Genomic DNA, 21119 nt, shown 5'->3' with positions numbered 1-21119 from the left:
TGTGCCGGAGGGCCCGTTCGCCGGAGGAGCCTTGCCGGGGGCCCGGTCGTCCTCCCGCCGCCTGTAGCCGCGCTCACACCCAGTACCGCGCAGTGGGACGGGACTTGCTCCGCTCCCGCATCGCTCGACCGCCGGATCGTCGCGTGCGATCCACGGGCCGTCCATCGACAGCGCGCCGCATGCCCCGGCGACGCCGACGCGTATCCTCGGCGGGCCGCATCGCCGACGAACCCGCCACCCCGAACGCCCCCCGACGCCCAGGCCATCCCCGACGCCCTCACCGCCCACTCACCTCCGCCGAACCCTCCGCGCCCTCCTGGAGCCGCCATGCCGCTGCCGCCGTCCCCCGCTCGGCCGCTCACCCTGTTCCTGGCCACCGCCCTGGCGGCAGCCGGCCTGGCCGGCTGCTCCGCGCTGTCCCCGTTCCACACGTGTGACGACTCGGCCGCGCGCCTGAAGGGCTTGCGCTCCCAGTCGATCCTCGACTCCGTCCCGGACGGCACGACCACCCCCGAGGGATTCGACAGGGTCGACTCACGGTGCGTCGACGACACGGGCGATGCCTGGTTGTACGCGTCGCGGGTCTACCGCTTCCCGGGCTCGCGGCAGCACGTCGTCGACTTCTACCGGGCCACCGCCGGGGCCGACGGCTGGGAACTCCAGCACGACCCCTACGACCGGAGCACTCCGGAATCGACCGCGGGCCTGTGCTTCACCCGAGGCGGGGACGGTGAAGCCCTCCTGCTGACCGTGCAGTTCCTCACGGGCGACGACCTCCGGTTCGCCTACGGGCAGGACGCCGGGCCACAGTTCGACTCCGGAGCGGGATTCGAGATAGAGGTCGGCTCCGAGACGGACGGGGCGCCGACCGGCTGTTTCGGCTGACCGCCCGCGACCTGCCCACGGCCCCGGGCGGACACCCGCCACCGGCCTGGAATGCGCGAGCTCGAACAGCACGACGAAGGGAGCCCGGGCGATGGAGGGCGGAACGGCGGATGCCCGTGCGGTGGACGCCGGAGCGGCGGGTGGCGGCACGGTGGGCGGCAGCGTGACGCGCGGAGTGGCGACCGACGGCGGCGCGGCCGAGCACCCTCCTCCTCTGATCCGCGCCGTCCGGTCCGGAGACCTCGATCGGGTCAGGGTCCTCGCCATGGGGGACGTCGAGGCCGGAGTGATCGACGAGGCGTTCCGGCTGGCCGTCGCGGACCGCTCGGGAGCCCTCGCCCAGGTGTTGCTCCAGCACGGTGCGGATCCCAGCCGGTCGGCGCCGGACGACCTTCCGTCCCTGCGCGCCGCGGTGGACCGGGGCTTGCCCTCGCTGGTCGAGGCGCTCCTCGACAGCAGGATCCTCGGCAGATACGACCGGTCCGAACTCCTGGCCGCGCGCGACCTCGCGCGGGAATGGCACGAGACGGGGGCCGAAGCCGGACTGCGCGCCCGTACGGGCTCCCAGGAGGCCGCTGTCCGCACCCGGGTCGCGAACGACGAGTACGACAGCCTCGACGCGTACGTCCTCGCGGGCCGGACCGTTCACGACGGACACGCGGCGATCCTGACCCGGCTGGAGGAACTGCTGGGCGTTCGCGCCTCCTTCGAGGAGCTGACGGCCCGTGCGGTGGCGTACGACCAGGACCACCCCGCCTGGGGAAGCGCCACCATCCTGCTGGCCACCCGGCGTGACCGGCAGACGTGGGACGCCGCGGCGGCGCTGCGCGCGCATCCCGAGCCGTCCCACCGGCTGTTCGGCGCCGCGGTGCTGCGCCTGACGCATCTCTTCGACGATTCCGACGAGGACCCGTTCGCCGGCCCCGCCCTGGACGTCTTCATCGACTGGTCGGCCGAGGAGGCCGACCTCGATGTCCTCACCGAGGTGCTGAACGCGCTCGGCGAGCACAGCGGTCCCCGCATGGAAGCGGCCCTCCTCCCCTTCGCCGGGCATCCCGACGTCCGGATCCGGCGCATGGTGGCGCACGGGATCACCGCGGCGTTCGACGCACCCCGCTTCTCAGGCGAGGTCCGCGCGGCGCTGTCGGCGCTCATGGCGGACGCGGACGCGCTCGTACGGCGGGGCGCCTGCGCCACGGTCGCCGACGGCAGGGAGCGCGATCCCGCACTGGCGGACGCCATGGCGGTGCTGCTCGACGACGCGGACCGCCGGGTCCGGGTCATCGCCGTGTACGGGCTCGCCCGCCATGACGACGAGCGGTGCGTGGCCGGGGCGCGTCGCCTTACTCCGGCGCCGCCCGGCACGGGGCACGAGTACGAACTCGACGAGGTGTGGCGGTACGAGCGGCGTCGCGACCGCCTCTGATGCGCGTACGGCGACCGAGACGGCCCCTCCTACGGAGCATCCTCCGGAGGGGCTGCGCGCGGTCCGTCGTCCGGAGTCGGGAAGTCAGCCAACTGGCCGCATACCGGACAGAGCTCTTCGACCTTCGGACAACAGATGGTCAAATCCTTGTTGCATACCTGTCAAACGATCACTTTCGCTGGCACGCTCACAGCCGCACCACCACCCCCCACAACCCCCACGAGCACCATCACCCCCACACCCCCCACGCTTTTCAGCGAAGGAGCCCGCGTGACCCGCCAGCAGTCCTCGCACCGCCGTATCGCCACCACCGCCCTGATCGCCTCGGCCGCCATGGTCGTCGTCGGAGTCCAGACCGGATCCGCCAGCGCCGACGTCCAGCGCGAAGCCGGCGCCACCGCGCTCGTGCTCTCCGGCACCCAGCGCGCCGCCGCCGTCCGGGAGGCCCAGTCCGGGGCCGCCGCCACGGCCGCCGCCATCGGCCTCTCCGAGCAGGAGAAGCTCGTCGTCCGCGACGTCGTCAAGGACGCCGACGGCACCGTGCACACCCGGTACGAGCGCACCTACGAGGGCCTCCCCGTCCTCGGCGGCGACCTCGTCGTCCACCAGAAGAAGAACGGCGCCCGCGCCACCACCAAGGCGACCGCAGCCCGCATATCCGTGGCGAGCACCGCCGCCCCGATCACCGCCGCGGCCGCCGGCAGGACCGCCGCCGCCTCCTCCGACGCACGCTCCGCCGCCCCCGCCTCGTCCCGCAAGGTGATCTGGGCGGCCACCGGGAAGCCGAAGCTGGCCTGGGAGACGACCGTCACGGGCGTCCGGGCCGACGGCACGCCGAGCGAGCGCCACGTGATCACCGACGCGACCTCGGGCAAGGAGCTGTACGCCTACGAGGCCATCGAGACGGGCACCGGCAACACCCAGTACAGCGGGCAGGTCACGCTCGGCACGGCGCCCTCGTACACCCTGACGGACACCGCGCGCGGCGGCCACAAGACGTACGACCTGAAGGGGGGCACCACCGGCACCGGGACCCTCTTCACCAACGGCACGGACACCTGGGGCAACGGCCTCGCGACGAACCGGGAGACCGCCGCCGCGGACGCCCACTACGGCGCCGCCGTCACCTGGGACTTCTACAAGAACGAGCTCGGCCGCAACGGCATCCGCGGTGACGGCGTCGCCGCGTACTCCCGCGTCCACTACGGCAACGCGTACGTCAACGCCTTCTGGGACGACTCCTGCTTCTGCATGACGTACGGCGACGGAACGGGCAACACCAAGCCGCTGACCTCGCTCGACGTCGCCGGTCACGAGATGTCCCACGGCCTGACCGCCTCCACCGCCGGACTGAGGTACAGCAAGGAGTCGGGCGGCCTCAACGAGGCAACCTCCGACATCCTCGGCACCTCGGTCGAGTTCTACGCGGCCAACTCCACCGACGCCGGCGACTACCTCATCGGCGAGAAGATCGACATCCGCGGCAACGGAACCCCGCTCCGTTACATGGACAAGCCCAGCCGCGACGGCAACTCCGCCGACTACTGGTCCAGCAGCGTCGGCCGCCTCGACGTCCACTACTCCTCGGGCCCCGCCAACCACTTCTTCTTCCTGCTGTCCGAGGGCAGCGGCGCCAAGACGATCAACGGCGTCTCGTACAACTCCCCGACCAGCGACGGCTCCACCCTCACCGGCATCGGCCGCGCCAAGGCCTACAAGATCTGGTACAAGGCCCTGTCCACCTACATGACCTCCTCCACCACCTACGCCGGCGCCCGCACGGCCACCCTCTCCGCGGCCACCGACCTCTACGGCGCGGGCAGCGCCGAGTACACCGCGGTCGCCAAGGCCTGGACGGCGATCAACGTCAAGTGACCCCCGGGGGCGCCCGGCACGACCGGAGCCGGGCGCCCCTCCCCCGCGGATGGGGTGCCGATCCGGCAGGGCCGGCGTGCCTGACCGGTACGACAGCCCCTCGCCCCGCACCTGCCGACCCGGACGCGGCTCCCCGGCCGCCGGATTCGAAGAACCGAGGGTGCCGGCCGCACCCCGTACCCGTAGTACTCCAGAGCTACGCGACAAGTGTCCCTCCTGGTAGGACGTCGACCACCCCGCGTGATCCATAGGTTCGGCACCGGAATCGAGACATCCTCCGGTACGGAAGGACCACGCCCATGGCGTCCCGCCCGCTCAGCCGTCGGCTGCGTCACGCACTGCTCGCCGCCCTCGTCGCCGCCTCGGTGGCGGTGCCCACCGTCGGCGCGGCCGGTCCGGCCGCCGTGCCCGCGCCGATCCCCGCCCCGCTCCCGCGCCTCTCGCTCGCGACGCCCGCCGCGGTCGCCGCGCGGTACGAGGCCAACCGCTCCGCCGTCCGCGCCGCCGAGGCCACGGCAGACGCCCACGGCGACCACGGGCGTGCCGACACCCTGCGGGCCATGGCCGGCGAGGACCACCGACTCCTGTCCTTCGACGGCCGGGACGGCGGCCGCAGCGTCGAGGTGTTCGGCGACCTCGTCGGCGCCACCCGCATAGCCGTCCTCGTGCCCGGTTCGGACACCCGGCTCGACAGCCACCGCTTCCGGTCCGGCGCCGCAGCGCTCCAGCGCGAACTGGGCCGCGGCGGCGCCGTCCTGGCCTGGCTCGGCTACCGCACGCCCGCCACCCTCAGTGCCGCCGCGACCACCCCCGGCCGGGCGGAGGAGGCCGCCCCGCTCCTCGCCTCCTTCGTCCGCGAGCTGGCCGACGCCGCGCCCGGCGCGCGCCTGACGGTGCTGTGCCACTCGTACGGATCCGTCGTCTGCGCCGAGGCCGCGGACCGCCTGCCCGTCGCCGGCCTCGTGTTCTACGGCAGTCCGGGCACCGGCACCGACCGGGCGGCCGGCCTCCGTACCGCGGCCACCGTCTGGGCCGGCCGGGCCACGGGCGACTGGATCGCCCATGTCCCCCACGTCCGGGTGTCCCTGGCCTTCGGTGACGTCGGCTTCGGCACCGACCCCGTCGCCCCGGGGTTCGGCGCCCGGGTCTTCGACGCCGGCACCGGCGGCCACAGCGACTACCTCCGCCCCGGGTCCGCCCCCCTGCGGAACATGGCCCGGATCGTCGCGGGACGGGATCCGGCCGATGCGTGACCTCGTCCGCCGCGTCGACGCCGCCACCCCACCGGGCCGCGACCGCGCCCTCGACGCCCTGCGCGCCCTCGCCGTCCTCGGCGTGGTCCTCGGCCACTGGCTCGTCACGGCCCTCACCAGCGACAGCGGGACCTTCCGGGTCGTCAGTCCGCTGAGCCGGATGCCCGAGTTCACCCCGGTCTCCTGGGTGTTCCAGACGCTGGCCGTCTTCTTCCTGGTCGGCGGACGGGTCGCGGCGGCGGGCCTCGCCGGTTCCCTCGCACGCGGGACGGGCTACCGCACCTGGCTGGCCGTTCGCCTCGGGCGGCTGTTCCGGCCGGTCGCGGTCGTCCTCGCGGTGTGGTCCGCGGCCACGCTCGCCATGGTCCTGGGCGGGGTGCCGTGGGAGACCGTCCACACGCTCGGCAGACTCGTCCTGTCGCCGCTCTGGTTCCTCGGCGTCTTCGCGGCCCTCACGGCGGCGACGCCGCTGGTCGTCAAGGTGCACCCGCTGTGGCCGCTCGCCGTCGTCCTCCACGTCGACGTGATCCGGTTCGGCTTCGGCGGACCCGGGTGGCTCGGCTGGGCGAACGTGGCGGCCGGCTGGCTCGTCCCCTACTGCCTGGGTACCCTGTGGGCCCGCGGCGGCGTCCGGGAACGATCCGCGGGCCGCGTCCTGCTGGTCACGGGCGTGCCCGCCACCGTCCTCCTGGTCGCGCTCGCCGGCTACCCGGCGTCGATGGTCGGCGTGCCCGGGGCGGCCGTCTCCAACCTCGCCCCGCCGACGCTCGCCGCCGTCGCCTTCGGCCTCGCGCAGTGCGGGGCGGCGCTGCTGCTCGTCGGCCCGCTGCGCAGGAGCCTGCGCCGACCGGCCCTCTGGGCGGCCGTCGCCCTCGTCAACCTCGGCGCCATGACGGTCTTCCTGTGGCACCAGACCGCGATGATGGCCGTGACCCTGCTGGGCCGCCTCGCCGGCGACCTGACCGGACACGGACCGCTGCCCGGTCTGCACACCGTCCCCGACGGTCACTCCTGGGTGCTCGCACGGATGGGCTGGGTGCCCGTGTTCGGGCTCGCGCTGCTCGTGTGCGTCGCCGTGTTCCGTGCGTACGAGACGGGCGGGCGCCGTCCGTCCCGGTCGCGGCGACCCGCCGCGAGGAAGCAGGTGCAGCGTGCATAGGGTGGACCCGATCGACAGGGGGGAACCGGTGGGGGACGGTTACGGGCGGGCGCTGGCCGGCGCCCTGCGCAGGGCGCCGGGCACGCTGCGCCGCGGGCTGTGGACGACGGCGCGCGACCCGCTGCCCCGGCAGACCTGGTTCGGCTGGCTGCCGCACGGGCACCTCGTGCTGCTCGCCCTCGTCTGCGCCGCGGCCAACCTGGCCGAGTACGACCGGGCGATGACCGTCCTCACCCCTCCGGTCCAACTCCTCGTGCTCGTCCAGGCCGCCGCGCTCGTCCTCGCCCTGAGCCGGCCGGTGCCGGCCTGGTGGCTGTCCACGCTCAGCCTCGTGCTGACCACCGAGGTCGCCGACGCGACCGTCGGCCCCGACATGCTGTGGCCCTGGAGCGTCTGGGGCATCGTCGTGCACACCTTCGTGGTGCTGCTCCTCGCGCTGCGCGTCCCCCCGCTCGTCACCGGCGTCACGCTCCTGCTCACCGTGCTCGCCGGGCTGGGCCGGGCGGCGGTGCCCTCCGGCCTCGTGCACAACGAGGAGGTGGCGGGCGGCGCGCTCGCCTTCGCGATCGCGGCGGTGGTCGGCGCGTCCCTGCGGCTGAGCCGGGTGGCCCGGAGCAAGCTGGTCGAGCAGGAGGTCCTGACCGCCGAGGAACGGGCCATGCGCACCGTCCTGGAGGAGCGCGGGCGGATCGCCCGCGAACTCCACGACGTCGTCGCCCACCACATGTCCGTCATCTCCATCCAGGCCCAGGTGGCCCCGCACCTCGTCGAGAACCCGTCGGAGGAGCTGCGGGAGAATCTGGCGGGCATCCGCCAGAACGCCGTCGAGGCGCTGACCGAACTGCGCCGCGTCCTCGGCGTCCTGCGCGCGGAGGACCCGGCGGCCGACTCCGTACGGCACACCCCGCAGCCCACCCTGGACCGGCTCGACGAGCTCCTCGACAACGTCCGCGCCGCCGGCCTGTCCGTGGACGTCGCGACGAGCGGGGAGCGCCGTCGGCTCTCGCCGGGCGTCGAGCTGTCCGCGTACCGCATCGTCCAGGAGGCGCTCAGCAACGCCATGCGGCACGCGCCCGGAGCGCCGGTGCGGGTGGAGACCGGCTACCGGGCCGGGGGGCTCACGCTCCGGATCGCCAACGCCCGGGCCGCGCGGCCCGTCGACATCGTCCCCGGCCCGTTGTCGCCGGGGCTCGGACACGGCCTGCTCGGCATGCGGGAGCGCACCGCCATGCTGGGCGGCGAGCTGGCCGCGGGGCCGACCGCCGACGGCGGTTACGAGGTCACCGCCACCCTTCCCCTCGACTCCCCCAAGGACGGCACATGACCGACGGCACCATCCGGGTCCTCATCGCGGACGACCAGATGATGGTCAGACAGGGGTTCACGGTGCTGCTCGACGCCGAACCCGGCATCCAGGTCGTCGGACAGGCCGTGGACGGCGCCGACGCGGTCGCCAAGGTCGCGGAACTCTCCCCCGACGTGGTCCTGATGGACATCCGCATGCCCGGCACCGGGGGCATCGAGGCCACGCGCATCCTCACCTCGGCCGGGGGCTCCGCGGTGAAGGTCCTCGTGCTGACCACCTTCGACCTCGACGAGTACGTCTACGAGGCGCTGCGCGCCGGGGCCTCGGGATTCCTCCTGAAGGACGCCTCCGCCGACGAACTCGCGGAGGCGGTACGGGTGGTGGCGAGGGGTGACGCACTGCTCGCCCCCGACCTCACGAAACGGCTGATCGCGGAGTTCTCCCGGCTCTCGGTTCCCCCGCGGAGCCCGCAGAAGGACCGGGTGGGAGCCCTGACGGAACGGGAGACCGAGGTCCTGGCCCTGGTCGCCCAGGGCCTGTCGAACGGCGAGATAGCGACCCGTCTCGTCGTCGCCGAGCAGACGGTGAAGACCCATGTGAGCCGCATCCTGGTGAAACTGGGCCTGCGCGACCGCACCCAGGCCGCCGTCTTCGCCTTCGACACCGGCCTCGTCCGCCCGGCGGGGCACTGAACACGGGACGCCGCCGGGGGCTGCGCGTGTCAGATGGCCGCGCGCAGGCCGCCGGACGGGCCGGGGCGTGGTGGGGGGAGGTTCACAGGGCGTCTCCCCAGCCGAAGGTGATGTTGTACGCGCGCTGCAGGGCGTGGCGGCCGTGGTCCCCGTCGGCGTAGGTCCAGGCGAGCGCCGCCGCGAACCAGAGCAGGAAGACTCCGCCCACGACGGCGACGGCGGCCGGCTTGCCGAACCAGGCGAGGACGAGCAGGACCACGGCCACGGCGGCCGCGCCGATGTGGGCGCCCCGTGAGTCGAGGCGCGCGGCCTTGCGTGCCCGTCTGCGTGCGGCACGTTCCGCGGCGAAGCGCTCCTCGCGCACGGACTGCGGTTCGTTCACGTCGAAAGTCATCCGGTCCCCCTGGCCCCGACGCTACACGGATCCGCGCCGTACCGGCCCGGGGCCCCCTCCGCTCGTACGGCGAAGGCGGCCTCCTACCGGGTGCGGCGCCTCCGCCGTGCCGGTCGCTTCAGCCCGTGCAGTCCGCCGCCTTCTGCGCGGCGGGCAGGTACGCGGTCATGAGGCGGATCAGGGCCTGCCGGCGCTCGGCGGCGTCGTCCTTCCCGGGGTAGAAGCGCTCGGCGCGGGCCACGAAGACGTGTTCCGCGCCCTCGACCTCGCACCTCGCCGCGGCCGCGACGATCGTGTCGGTGCTCCGTGCCTCGTCGCCGATGCCCACCTTCTCGCCCCGCGGCATCTGCCAGTCCCACGTCGCCGTGTAGTCCTCGGTCGGGGGCGCGAGACGGCCTTCGACGGTGAGGATGCGGCTGCCGTCCACGGAGACGTCGCAGCGGCGCGTCTCCGCGTTCGCGTGCGATGCGCTCGTCGTCAGCTTCTGCCCCGGCAGGAGGACGGGTTCGAGCGCGTCGGGATCGACGGGGACGTCGCACAGCTCGGCCGGTGTCGCGTACTCCCCCTGCACCTCGGTGCACCCGGCCGCGGTCAGTGCCGCGAGCACGGCCAGGGCGGCGAGCGGGCGGCGCCTCACTGGTCACCCGCCAGGCCCTTGGCGCGGCTGTTCCCGTTCAGAGCGGCGAGGTTGATCTCGTTCTCCAGTGTGTAGGCGTTGTTGGCGTGGCCGGGGTTGGCCTTGGCCCACTCCTGCGAGAGGGCGCGCAGCTGGTTCTCCCGGAAGTCGAACGTCTTGCCGTTCTGCTCCTGGATCCCCTTGTTGATCCGCTCCTGCTCGTCGAGCTGCCACTGGTAGGCGAGGGCGTCGACCCCGCGCTGGGCGGCGTCCCCGAGGACCGGGATGAAGTTCGCCGCTCCGCCGAAGCCGTGGTAGAGCCACTTGGCCTCCCAGGACGGGTCGGCCTTGTCGGTCTTCAGCGCCTGGTAGCGGGCCTCCTCCAGGAAGCCGACGGTCGCGCCGCCGCGCTGCAGCGTCTCCTTGGGGTCGCTCGGGTGGTCGCTGTGGATGTCGGCGAGGATCTCGCGGTTCATGGCCTCGTTGAGCATGCCGTAGGCGTTCTGGTCGCGGGAGATCTGCTTGGTGACCTCGAGGAGTGGGGAGCGGTCCAGCTGCCTGGGGTCCTGGTCGTCGTCCGAGAGCGAGCTGGCCGAGTGGTGGACGACGTCGCTGTGCCGGGAGAGGACCTTCGCCATGTCGTCGCGCATCTCCGACGGGAAGTCGTCGCCGCGCCCGGCGAGCATGTCGAGCGAGCGGTCCAGGACCTTCCGGTGCTCCGGCGTCAGGTCGACCTGGGGCGCCGTCGGATCGTGGGGGTTCATCCCGGTGGCGGCCGCGGCGAGCGCGGCGCCGGTCGCGTCGAGCGCGGAGTTGCCGTCCTTGGTGTCCAGCGGTGTGTCGTCGAAGGTCTGCCGGTCGCCGAGGACGTACTTCGCGTTGTCGTCGGGCTGTGTGGCGTTGAAGAACTCGGTGGCCGCGTCGGGACTGGCCGCCAGGGCCGTCATGAACCCGGTCATCGGGTCGCGGCCGAAGTCCTCGCCGATGAAGTTCATCTTCGGCATCGGCGGCGCGCCGGCGTTCCAGTAGGTGGCGGGCAGCCTCATCTTCTTCTCGGTCTCGACCAGGGCGTTGCCGTAGTCGTTGAGGAAGCGGTTGTCCCAGTCTCCGGTCCGCATCAGATTGCTCATCAGCTGGTAGCCGTACACCTGGCTGCCGCGCGTCTGCACCCGCTCCTCGCCGAGCTTCACCATGTCGTTCTCCCACGACCGCATGGCGGGGCTGTCGGACCGGGTCGCACCGGCCAGGACGAGGGACAGGTTCTGCTGGAGGTCGCCCAGCTCCTTGAGCCGCGCCCGCTGGAGGGTGCCGCCGTCGGAGGGGTCGGACAGGTCGGCCCAGAAGTCGAGGACGCCCCGCGGGCCCAGGACGGTCGCGAGCTTCTCCTGGAAGAGCCGGTCGTCCTTGTAGGCGGCGAGGTCCTTGTTGAGCCGGTCGAACTCCTCGGGGGTGAGGTCGTCCCCCTTGTTCTTGAGGAGGTGCGCGATCCGCTCCGCGTCCTTCATCGCGTCGGCGGCGCGGTCGCGGTTGTAGTAGGCGGCGTCGGAGAAGCCGTACGGGGTCTGGCTGACCAGCATGGTCAGGGCCTGTGCCGCGGTGCTGTCGCTCTCGGTCGCCTGCTCCAGGATCCTCTGGACCTGGTCCCGCAGGGCGTTGACGTCGGCCTGGGTGTGTTCGGGCACCTCGTGCCCCTTGGCCGCGCGGTCGGGGTGGATGTTCATGGTGACGGTGAAGCCGCCGTCGCCGGTGCCGACCACCGTCAGGTTCCGGGAGAGCCCCTGCTCCACGGCTGTGTTCAGCTGTTCCTTGTAGCCGACGAGTTCGCCGTGGGTGTCCTTGAGGATGTTGGCGATGCTGGTGGCCTGGGTGGCGGCGTCGGCGAACTCCTTGGCGGTCTTGCCGATGAACTCCTTGGTGACGGTGGCGTTCACCCCCTGCCAGTCGGCCTTCGCCGCCTTCCCCCCGAGGTCGTCCCGGGCGTCGGACTCCAGCTCCCAGAGCTTCCTGCCCATGGCCTCCCAGTCGCCGGCGGCCGTGCCGAGCTTCGTGAAGTCGCCGAACCTGAGTGCGTCGAGATCCATCAGTGCCGCGCCCTCTCCTCGAAGCCCGCGTCGAGCTGTTCGAACTTGAACCGGGTGGCGATCCAGTGCTCGTCGTCGGCGTGGGTCCTCTTCGAGTACTCGAGGTGGTTGGAGATGTGACCGCAGGCGTCGAGCAAGGTGTTCACCTGCTCGTTCCACTTCTCGGCGAGCGTGGTCAGCGCCGGGCCGAGCGCGAAGTCCTGCTTCATCGCGGTGCCGGCGTCCTGCGTGCTGGACTTGGCGTGGTCGCCGTCGGTGTCCAGCCGCTGGCGGAGCTTGAAGGCCGCGTCGCCGACGGCCGCGAGGTCGGACTGCTCGACCCTGAGGTTGCCGCCCTGCCCCGCTCCCCCGCCGCCTCCGCCGTCCAGCTGGTTCAGACGCGTCGCCGTCTGCCCCTCCTGTGCCGCCGTCTTGATGCCGGCCCACTCGTCGTCGAACGACAAATCGACACCCCCGTGTCTGATCGGAAAGAGCAGGCCCGGCGCGTCACACCGCCCGTACGGCTCGGGGCAGGTGCGACCTCGGGGCCGGGCCGACCGCTCCCGTCCGCGGGCGGCCGCACCCGGGATCAGCCTTGCCGATCATGGTCGGGGGGTTCCATAGGTGCTGACACCCATCTTTCGCGCGGTCCTACGGCGTCAGCCGCCGGTACGCGGCGCGTGCGTGCACGAGACGGGCCAGGACGGTTCCGGCGGTCGCGGCGGCGAGCAGGCAGGCGATGCGCGCGATGTCGTACGAGGTCTCCCAGGTGATCTCGCCGATGGGTGCGGTGGCGAATCCGTTCAGGGCGAGCCAGCAGAGCAGCGCCGTGCCCGGTGCGGCGGCGAGACGGGCTCCGGTGCTCACCAGGGCCACGACGACGGAGATCGCCAGGAGGTCGACGGTGGGGTCCGAGTGGCCGTCGAGGAAGTTGAACGCGGTGACGAGCGCGAGGGCGACGACGGAGGTCACGGCCCACACCGAGGGGGTCGCCACAGCACTGGGCACCGGCCGGATGCCCGAGCTGATCGGCTTCCATTCGAGCATGCTTCGTCTCCTCCACCTCACCCCGCCGTTGGGGCACCCGGAAATCATGCCTCACCGGGGAGGGAGCCGAGACCGGGCGGCCCGTGCCCGATTCCGGGGACGACCGCGCCCGATTCAGGGGCGGCCGGACCCGGTCCCCCGGCGTCGGAGCCGATTCCGCGGCTCGCACCCGGTGCCGGCCGGGTCCGGTCACCCGGTGCCTACCGCTCGATTCCGGCGGCCGCGCCTTCCCGCGTCGCCCGCGGCGCTAACGTCCCGTCCATGATCGTATGGCTGAACGGAACCCACGGCGCCGGCAAGACGACCACCAGCGCGCTGGTGCAGCAGCTGATTCCGGACTCACGGGTGTTCGACGCCGAGAAGGTCGGCGAGACGCTCATGGACATCACGCCCGGACTGCCCGCGACGGACAACTTCCAGCACTGACCGCCGTGGCGGCCCCTCGTGGTCGAGACCGCACGGCGCGTCCTCGACTACACCGGCGGCACCCTGGTGGTTCCCATGACGGTCCTGGTGGAGGAGTACTGGAGGGAGATCAGCGCGGGCCTCGCCGCGCACGCCGTACCGGTCCGGCACTTCGTGCTCCACGCGGACCGGGAGACCCTTCGCGGACGCATCGCGGGCGACACCGTCGTCGGACCCGACTCGCCGTTCCGGCTCCAGTACCTGGAGCCCTACGCCGAGGCGGCCCGCACCTGGCTGCACGCCGAGGCCGAGGTCGTGGACACCACGCACCTCACGCCCGCCCAGGCCGCCCGGTGCATCGCCGACGCCGTGAGGGAGTGAGCGGACGCCGTCCGGGGCCCTGGGGCGACCCGTCGGCTCGACGCCCCGGCGGGGGCAGTGCGGCGTCTGGCCTGTTTGGCCGTTGTGCGGGTCTCGGCCCGCGCCCGAGACTGATGTGTGCGAACGGGAACGCGGGAACGGCATGTCCGGTGAAACGGATCCACTTCACGGACCAGGACCTGATGCGGGTCCGGGTCGCCGGGGGCATCGGGGCGGCGGCGGAGACGCTCGACAGCCTCAGACTGCTGCACGGCCGTGGCGTCGGGCTCGGCTTCCGCCGCTGGCAGGTCGCGGTCCGCGGGCGCGTGGACGAGCGGGCGCGTCCCCTTCTCGCGCTGCTGCCCTCGCTGGGGCCGCAGGTGGACGTGTGGAGCCTGGCCGGGGATTCGATGTCCATCGAGGAGGCGGTGGACCGTCTGCTCGGTGCCCCTCGGGACCTGCTCCGCGTCGAGTTCGAGAACGTCCGCTTCCGGCGCGCGGACCGCGTCTGGGCCCGGAACCTGGTGGACGGCGACCGTGAGGCCTGGCTCCAGGTCACCGCGGCCCTCCGGGCCTGCCACGGCGTGACGGTGGCCCCGTACGGGGGCGGGGTGCGCGCGCATCTCGCCGCAGTCCGTGGTGCGTATGCGAACGCGATGGCCGAAGGCGGTGTCGAACGTCTGCTGGAGCAGGTGTGCGGACCGCTGCTGCGCTGGAGGCCCCCGGTCCTCGAACTGGAGCATCCGCGGGACGCGGACATCCGGCTCGACGGGCGCGGGCTCGTCATCGCCCCCACGGTGTTCTCCTCCGGGGGCGCGGAGCTGATGGTGCCCGTGCTCGATCCGGCCGCGCCGCCCGTCCTCGCCGTACCCACCGTGTCCGACGCCCTGGTGGGCGGCACGCTGTGGGACGGCGGCGGCGACGCGTCCGCCGGCCAGGCGCTGGAGGACCTGCTGGGGCGGACACGGGCGGCGATCCTGGAGTCGGTGGCCGTCGGTCGCAGCACCACGGATCTGGCGCGTCGGCTGGGCATCGCGCCGGCGACGGTGAGCCACCACACGTCCGTGCTCCGCAACGCCGGCCTGGTCACCACCCGGCGGGAGGGCAAGGCGGTCCTGCACACCGTGACCTCGATGGGCATGGCCCTGCTGGAGCCGGGCTCGCGCCCCGTGCGGTGACCGGTCGTCCGCGGCCCGGCACCGCGACGGACCGCGGCGGACGGCGGCGCACGGCGGCCGACCGCGACGCACGACGGCGGCGGCGGACGGCGGACGGCGGACGGCGGACGGCGGACGGCGGCGGATGACGTCGGTGGGCCGCTCCGATGCTTTCGACGGGGCTCGAATACATGGCCCCTCCACCTTTCGCGTCCCTACGGTGAGCCGCGTCAACGGGCCACGCCACGAGTCGACCGGCGTGCCGCAGAGCCCGGTTGACGAGGAGCCGCCGGCGTCACTCGCGGCGGCATGACGAGAGGACGAAGAGAGATGCGTTCGCATTCCTTCCACCAGGGGGCCCTCGCGCTGCTCACGGCGGCCGGATTCCTCGCCGTGGGCACCGGTACGGTGTCGGCGCAGCCCTTGGCCCGGCCGGCCGCTCACGCGCCGTCGTCCGCCACGGCCGAGGTCGTACGGGCCACGGGTCCGTCGTCCGGGGCCCTCGGGGCGACGGGTTCGTCGGCCGGGGTCCCGGGGGCGACCGACGTGGTCCAGACGTTCGCGAACATGGCCACGGGGTCCTGCCTGGACGACAGCCACCAGTTCGGCCTGCGCGGCTACGGCTGCAACGGCGGCGTCTACCAGAAGTGGAACGTGCACGTGTGGGGTGACGCCACCCGTCAGCTGCGGAACCTCGCGACCAACGAGTGCCTGTTCGACGACGGCTACACGCTGGACACACGGGCCTGCAACTCCTCGCGCGAGCAGAGCTGGTTCGCGCACAAGAGCGGCGACCGGGTGACGTTCGAGAGCCAGGCCACGGGCGAGTGCCTGGACGACAGCCAGTTCGGGCTGCGGACGATCCCGTGCTCGTACAACCGCAACCAGACCTGGCGCTGAGCCGGGGCGGTCCGGCGGGCCTCCACCGGCGCCCGCGTCCGCCGTCCGCAAGCACGTCGGGCGACCGGCGGCCACACCGGTGACCGGCGAGCACGCCCGTGACCGGCCGTCTCCCCGGCGGAACACGCCGGGGAGAGGGCCGGTCTCAGCTGCGGTGACCGCGTGTCGGCGCGGGCGGGGATCCGGTCAGAACTGCAGCGACCAGGCGTTGATGTAGCCGGTGTCGTTGACCCAGTTGTCGCTGGCGCGGAGCTTCCAGGAGCCGTTGGCCGCCTCGCCGGAGGCGTTGACGGTGAAGGTGCCCTGGATGTTGTCGGCGCTGTCGGAGGAGTTGTAGTCCTTCAGGAGGAACGCGGTGCCGTCGGGGGCGACCAGTTCGAGCCGCACGTCGCCGCGGTAGGTGTGGCGCACGTCGACGGTGACGGACAGGTTCGAGGGGGCGTTGCCGGTGACCCCGGAGACCGCGACGGGAGACTCCACCGTGGCGTTGTCACGGATCTGGTAGTCGTCGGTGTTCTCGAACTTCTTCCCGCCGGGCGGCGGGGTGGTGTCACCGGTACCGGTGTACAGGAGCTTGTTCGGGGAGCCGGTGCGGGCGTCGGTGACCTTGTCCGGGGTGGCGTCGGCGACGAGCCTGTCGCGGACCTGGGCCGGGGTCCAGGTGGGGTTGGCGGCGAGCAGCAGGGCCGCCGCGCCCGCGACGTGCGGGGCCGCCATGGAGGTGCCGCTCATCGTCTGGGATGCGGTGTCACCGGAGTTGGACGAGGAGACGATGCTGTCACCGGGGGCGAAGACGTCCAGGCAGGAGCCGTAGTTGGAACCCTGGCCGTTGGACCAGCCGGTGGCCCGGGCGTCGCGGCTGTTGGTGGCGCCGACGGTGATGGCCGACGGGGTGGAGGACGGGGAGTAGGAGCAGGAGTCGGCGTTGTTGTTGCCGGCCGCGACGACCCAGGTGACCCCCGAGGATATGGAGGCCGCCACGGCGTCGTTCACCGACTGGGTCTTGCCGCCGCCGATGCTCATGTTGGCCACGGCCGGCTTGACGGCGTTCTTGGTGACCCAGTCGATGCCGGCGAGGACCGGGGCCCAGGTGTCGCCCGAGGTGCCCTGACAGTTCAGCACGCGGACGCCGATCAGCTTGACGCCCTTGGCGACGCCGTAGGAGGCGCCCCCGACGGTGCCCGCGACGTGGGTGCCGTGGCCCTGGCAGTCGGAGGCGTTGGAGTCGTTGTCGATGAAGTCGTAGCCGCTGACGGCGCGGTTGCCGAAGTCGCGGTGGCTCATGCGGATGCCGGTGTCCACGATGTACGCGTTCACGTTGGCCGCGGTGGTCCCGTAGGTGTAGCTCTTGTCGACGGGCAGGTTGCGCTGGTCGACGCGGTCCAGGCCCCACGAGGGCGGCGAGGGCTGCGTGTCGACCGCGTACGCCACCGCGTCGGCCTCCACCCGGGCCACGGTGGGGTCGGCGGCCAGTTCCCGTGCCTCGCTCTCCGTCATCCGCACCGCGAACCCGCGCAGGGCGGCGGTGTACGTGTAGCGCAGACTGCCCGCGTGCCGCTGGGCCAGCGCCTTCGCGGAGGCGGGTACGTCGGCCCGGGCGACGGAGTCCTTGAAGGTGACGATGTAGGAGCCCTGGACGGCGCCGGGGCGGTCCGCGCCGACGATGCGGCCTTCGCCGCCGCCGGGCGGCGTCGGGGCCGCCGTCGCGGCGGTGGCCGCGGAGGCCACGGCGAGCAGGGCGGCACTGGTACTGATGGCGAGCAGGCGCCGGAGGGCGCGAGCGTCGAACTCCATGAGTGCTTCCTTCGTGGGAGGTGTCCGGACCCGGCTGGGCGTCCGGAGGGCGGCATCCGTCACGCCGGTGGGTCCGGGCGCGCTCCGTCGAGGGGTGGGGAGGGCGCGCCCGGAGGTGGCCGCCGCACGGCCGGGACGTCGATCCTGGTCGGGATCATGACAATCCGCGGTCGGCGGCGGTGGTACGGGCGCCTCTGATGGCGGCGCCCGGGCGACGGGACGGGGTGACGTGTCGCACGGAGCGGGCTCCGCGCCGCACTGGTCCGGCCGCGCCGTTCGGCTGGGTGGGGTGCTGCCACCCCGTGCCGCCGCCGGTTGGGGACCGGGGTGGACGGGGCCGGTGCGACCGGACCGCCCAGAGCTTCGGCCACCGGGAGGGAGCCCAGCAATCCGTAGCGCTACCCAAAGAGTGGCGGGGGCGAGTCCGAGGAGCGGCGGGGGCGACGCCGACGCGTGACGGCCGGCGGCGACGCGGCCGGTCCGTGGAATTCCGTGGGTAGCCACCCCCTATTGCGACGGCGGCCCCGCTGCGGGTAGACCACGTCCAGCGAGACCCACCTGCCCGGCGGGCGGCTCGGCGGCCCCGGTCGGGGCGCGCGCGGAGACCGGTTCGACGGGGCCGCCACGACCTTCGACGCGGCCTCCGGGTGCGTGGCCGGCGAAAGGCGGAGCCGTGGAGAGACGTCCCATCGACACCCCACACGGCGAAGCACGGCCCGAGGGCGGCGGGTTCGTCGGACGCGGGCAGGAGGCACGACGGCTGCGGGAGGCCCTGCGCACGGGGCGGAGCATCGTGGTCGTCCGGGGTGACGCCGGGTCGGGGACGTCGCGGCTCGTCGACGAGGTGCTCGGCGCGGCGGAGTTCGCGGAGTGGACGCAGCTGCGCGGGACGTGCTCGGACGACGCGGCCCCGGTGCCGTTCGAGGCGGTGACCTCGGCGCTTGCCGGACTGCCGTACCGGCCGGGCCCTCCGGACCCGTTGCCGTCGGTCGCCGGGGTCGTGGGGCTCCTCGTCCCCGAGCTGGTCGACCGGCTGCCGCGGCCGCCCGTGTCCGCGACGGATCCGGAGGTACGGCGGGGGCTGCTGCCCCGCGCGGTGAGGGCCCTGCTCGCCTCGCTGGGCGACGCCGTGCTGGTCCTGGAGGACGTCCACCACGCCGACCCGGCCACCCTCGGGCTGCTCGGCCACCTGACGCACGCGATGCCGCCCGGACTGCGGCTGGTCGTCACCGAGGACGCGGCCCCGGGGCTCCCGGTCCTCGGCGTCCGCGCCGCGGGAGGAGCGCACTGCGAGGAGATCCGCGTCCGCCCCTGGACGGCGGCGGACACCGAGGAGTTCGTCCGCCGTTGGGCGGCCCGGCGGTCATCGGTGCGCGCCGAGGAGCTGCCGGAGCTCGCGGCCGTGGTGCACGAGCTCTCCGGCGGCCTGCCCGGAGCCGTCGGGGCCCTCCTCGGCGACGCGGCCGGACTGCCGGGCGCGGACGCGCCCGAGGCCGCGGACCACGGCGGGATCCTGGACGCCGTACGGGAGGCGGGGGTACCCGGGCGCGTGGGCCGGGAGTTCGCCCGGCGGTGCGCGCCGCTCACGGAGGACGCGCGGCGGATCGTCGCCGCGGCGGCCGTCCTCGACCGGCCCGTCGGCCTCGACGTCCTCGCCGACGTGGCGGAGTGCGCACCGGAACGGGCGGAGGCGGCCGTCGACGCGTGCGTACGGCGGTCGGTGCTGCGGACGCAGGGGCCGCTCCTGTCCTTCCGGAGTCCGCTGGAACGTCGGGCCGCGCTCGCCCGGGTACCCGGGCCCCGCGCGGCGCGGCTCAGCCTGCGCGCGGCCCGGGCCCTGCACCGCGGCGGAGACGGGCCGCTGCCGCTGGTCGACCTCGCCCGGCTGTACGCGGCGGCCGGACGCGTCCAGGACGGTCTGCGGTGCCTGGTGGCCGCCGCCGACCGCGCGGCCGCCACCGGCGACTACGCCACCGCCACCCGTCTCTACACCCGGGCCGTCGCGGAGGACCCGGGCGCGGCGGGGCGGGTGCGGGCCGCCGCGAAACTGGCCCGCACCGCGCAACTGGCCCGCGCCGGCGCGCAGGTGGTCGCCGCCGTGCGCACCGTCCTCGACGAGGACGATCCGCCGCCGCGGCTGCGCGGTGAGATCCGGCTCCACCTGAGCGTGGTCCTGCGCAACCAGAGCGGGGGAGCGCTGGACAGCCTCGAAGAGGTCGCCCGCGCCATCCCCGACCTGGAGGCGTCCGATCCGCAGACCGCCGCACGGGCCATGGCGGTCGCCGCCATCCCCTCCATCCAGGGCTGGCCCCTCGACCGGCACCGGCACTGGCTGGACCGCGGCGACGCGCTCGCGGAGCAGGTGACCGACCCCGTCGCCCGGGCCGCCGTCGCGGCCAACCGGGCCACCGCGCTGATGCTCGTGGGCGACCCGCGCGCCTGGCGCGCCGCCGAGGCGCTGCGCGGCCCGGCCGCGTCCGCGATGGAGACCGCGCACCACGCCCGGGGCTGGACCAACCTGGCGCACGCCGCCAGCGCCCTCGGATACGGCACGCGCGGACGGGACTTCCTCGACCGGGCCGTCGCCCGGCTCGCCGACTCCAGCAGCCCCTACCTGGAAGGGCTCGTCGAGACCGCCCACCTGGTGCTCGCCTGGCACGGCGGCGACTGGGACGGGCTGCACACGGCCGCCGACCGCACCACCCGGCAGCTCCAGGAGATCCCCGACCTCACCTCCGAGGCCATGCTGGTACGGGGACTGGTCGCGCTGCACGCCCTCGGCGACGTCCCCCGGGCCCGCCACGACCTGGCCCGGGCCGCCCGTACCGCCTGCTACGACACCGGCTTCATCCTCACCGCGTCGGCCGCCGCCACGGCCCGCATCCATCTGGAGGCGGGGCGCCCCGAGCAGGCGTGCGAGGCCGTGGAGGACGTCCTGAGCCGGATCGAACGGACCCGGGGCTGGGTGTGGGCCGGCGAGGTGCTGCCCGTCGCGGTGGAGGCCCTGCGGGAGAGCGGCCGTGACGCGAGGGCCCGGCAGCTCGTCGCCGACTTCGCCGCCGGGTCCGCGACCGCCGACGCACCCGCGGCGCGGGCGGCCCTGGCCGTGTGCAGGGCGCTGCTCGCGGAGGCGGCGGACGGTCCGGACGAGGCGGTCGGCCTGCTGGCGGACGCGGAGGCGCGGTGGCGGCGGCTCGGCCGCCCGCTCGACGCGGCCCGCGCGGCGGAGGCCAGGGGGCGGTGCCTGCTGGGCCTGCACGGGGAGGCGGCGGCCCGGGAGGTGCAGGACGTGGTCGAGGTCTACCGACGGCTGGGCGCCCGCTGGGACGTCGCCCGCTGCCGACGTCTGCTGCGGCGCCACGCCATCGTCACCACGCACCGCCGGGGCCGGCTCGGCTACGGCGACCGGTTGTCGCCGCGCGAGGAGGAGGTGGCCCGCCTCGTGGTCCGCGGGCGCGCCAACCGGGACATCGCGGAGAGCCTGGTGCTGTCCACCCGCACCGTCGAGCACCACGTGGCGCGCATCATGCGGAAGCAGAACGCCTCGTCGAGGGCCGACATCGCGCTCCCGTCGGCGGGGGAGACGGATCCGGTGCCGAGTCCCGTTCCCCCGCACGGCGGCGGCGTCGGCAGGTGACCGCGCGGGCGGAGAGACCATGGGCCTCCCGCGGCGGGACCGCCCCGACATGGCCGAGTCCGCACTCCCCGGTCCGGCGGTCCCCCGCCCGCGCCGGTTCGCGCCACCCGCCTGCCTCCGTACCCGTCGGCGCCTCCGTCACCAGGAGTCCGG

At 73.9% G+C, this 21119-nt stretch carries 16 protein-coding genes and 1 pseudogene; 11 read left to right on the top strand and 6 right to left on the bottom strand.

Annotated elements, in window-relative coordinates:
- The first annotated feature begins 327 nt into the window (after positions 1–327).
- The 7 genes from ACY0MR_RS34590 (at position 328) to ACY0MR_RS34560 (ending at position 8596) form a co-directional block, all read left to right on the top strand.
- A complete protein-coding gene (locus ACY0MR_RS34590; RefSeq protein ID WP_473557510.1) occupies positions 328–885 on the top strand; it encodes a hypothetical protein in 558 nt (185 codons plus the stop codon).
- Between the two features lie 91 nt (positions 886–976).
- Positions 977–2311 carry a HEAT repeat domain-containing protein gene (locus ACY0MR_RS34585; RefSeq protein WP_473557508.1) on the top strand — a complete coding sequence of 445 codons (1335 nt, stop codon included), beginning with the start codon at positions 977–979 and terminating at the stop codon, positions 2309–2311.
- A gap of 270 nt (positions 2312–2581) precedes the next feature.
- Complete coding sequence (locus tag ACY0MR_RS34580; RefSeq protein WP_388797855.1) at positions 2582–4186, top strand: M4 family metallopeptidase; 1605 nt, start codon at positions 2582–2584, stop codon at positions 4184–4186.
- Positions 4187–4485: 299 nt separating this feature from the next.
- On the top strand, positions 4486–5439 hold the full coding sequence (locus ACY0MR_RS34575; protein WP_473557505.1) for an alpha/beta hydrolase: 954 nt from the start codon (positions 4486–4488) through the stop codon (positions 5437–5439).
- Complete coding sequence (locus ACY0MR_RS34570) at positions 5432–6598, top strand: acyltransferase family protein (protein ID WP_473557503.1); 1167 nt, start codon at positions 5432–5434, stop codon at positions 6596–6598. The genes ACY0MR_RS34575 and ACY0MR_RS34570 overlap by 8 nt, the downstream gene beginning before the upstream one ends.
- Position 6599: 1 nt before the next feature.
- Positions 6600–7922: a sensor histidine kinase gene (locus ACY0MR_RS34565; RefSeq protein ID WP_473557500.1), complete on the top strand. Its 1323-nt coding sequence runs from the start codon at positions 6600–6602 to the stop codon at positions 7920–7922.
- Positions 7919–8596, top strand: a complete 678-nt coding sequence (locus tag ACY0MR_RS34560; protein ID WP_361851094.1) for a response regulator transcription factor — start codon at positions 7919–7921, stop codon at positions 8594–8596. Before ACY0MR_RS34565 ends, ACY0MR_RS34560 begins: the two co-directional genes overlap by 4 nt.
- An 82-nt stretch (positions 8597–8678) precedes the next feature.
- On the opposite strand, the gene ACY0MR_RS34555 is transcribed toward ACY0MR_RS34560, so the two are convergent.
- The 5 genes from ACY0MR_RS34555 to ACY0MR_RS34535 all read right to left on the bottom strand — a co-directional run bounded on the left by ACY0MR_RS34555 (position 8679) and on the right by ACY0MR_RS34535 (position 12713).
- Positions 8679–8990 (bottom strand): hypothetical protein, encoded by a 312-nt coding sequence (locus ACY0MR_RS34555; RefSeq protein WP_388797843.1) that lies wholly within the window; start codon positions 8988–8990, stop codon positions 8679–8681.
- Positions 8991–9108: 118 nt separating this feature from the next.
- Positions 9109–9627 carry a hypothetical protein gene (locus ACY0MR_RS34550; RefSeq protein ID WP_473557497.1) on the bottom strand — a complete coding sequence of 173 codons (519 nt, stop codon included), beginning with the start codon at positions 9625–9627 and terminating at the stop codon, positions 9109–9111.
- Complete coding sequence (locus tag ACY0MR_RS34545) at positions 9624–11687, bottom strand: hypothetical protein (protein ID WP_473557495.1); 2064 nt, start codon at positions 11685–11687, stop codon at positions 9624–9626. Before ACY0MR_RS34545 ends, ACY0MR_RS34550 begins: the two co-directional genes overlap by 4 nt.
- Entirely contained in the window at positions 11687–12130 is a 444-nt protein-coding gene (locus tag ACY0MR_RS34540; protein WP_473557492.1) for a hypothetical protein, read from the bottom strand. The genes ACY0MR_RS34545 and ACY0MR_RS34540 overlap by 1 nt, the downstream gene beginning before the upstream one ends.
- 187 nt (positions 12131–12317) lie before the next feature.
- Entirely contained in the window at positions 12318–12713 is a 396-nt protein-coding gene (locus ACY0MR_RS34535; RefSeq protein WP_473557490.1) for a hypothetical protein, read from the bottom strand.
- Positions 12714–12974: 261 nt separating this feature from the next.
- Between ACY0MR_RS34535 and ACY0MR_RS34530 the strand changes: the two are divergent.
- The 3 genes and pseudogenes from ACY0MR_RS34530 (at position 12975) to ACY0MR_RS34520 (ending at position 15535) form a co-directional block, all read left to right on the top strand.
- A pseudogene (locus ACY0MR_RS34530) lies at positions 12975–13499 on the top strand (AAA family ATPase).
- 149 nt (positions 13500–13648) lie between these two features.
- A complete protein-coding gene (locus ACY0MR_RS34525) occupies positions 13649–14656 on the top strand; it encodes an ArsR/SmtB family transcription factor (RefSeq protein WP_473557488.1) in 1008 nt (335 codons plus the stop codon).
- A gap of 309 nt (positions 14657–14965) precedes the next feature.
- Entirely contained in the window at positions 14966–15535 is a 570-nt protein-coding gene (locus tag ACY0MR_RS34520) for an RICIN domain-containing protein (RefSeq protein WP_473557486.1), read from the top strand.
- A gap of 186 nt (positions 15536–15721) precedes the next feature.
- Here the strand turns inward: ACY0MR_RS34520 and ACY0MR_RS34515 are convergent, their stop codons facing one another.
- Positions 15722–17329 carry a S8 family peptidase gene (locus ACY0MR_RS34515; RefSeq protein WP_473557484.1) on the bottom strand — a complete coding sequence of 536 codons (1608 nt, stop codon included), beginning with the start codon at positions 17327–17329 and terminating at the stop codon, positions 15722–15724.
- 673 nt (positions 17330–18002) lie between these two features.
- Here ACY0MR_RS34515 and ACY0MR_RS34510 point away from each other — a divergent pair.
- Positions 18003–20966, top strand: coding sequence for an AAA family ATPase (locus tag ACY0MR_RS34510; protein ID WP_473557482.1), 2964 nt, complete (start codon positions 18003–18005; stop codon positions 20964–20966).
- Positions 20967–21119: the final 153 nt, after the last annotated feature.

The organism is Streptomyces sp. JN8, from assembly GCF_055808075.1.
Note: the sequence above shows the minus strand (reverse complement) of the source record. Positions and strands in the feature narration are given on the sequence as shown.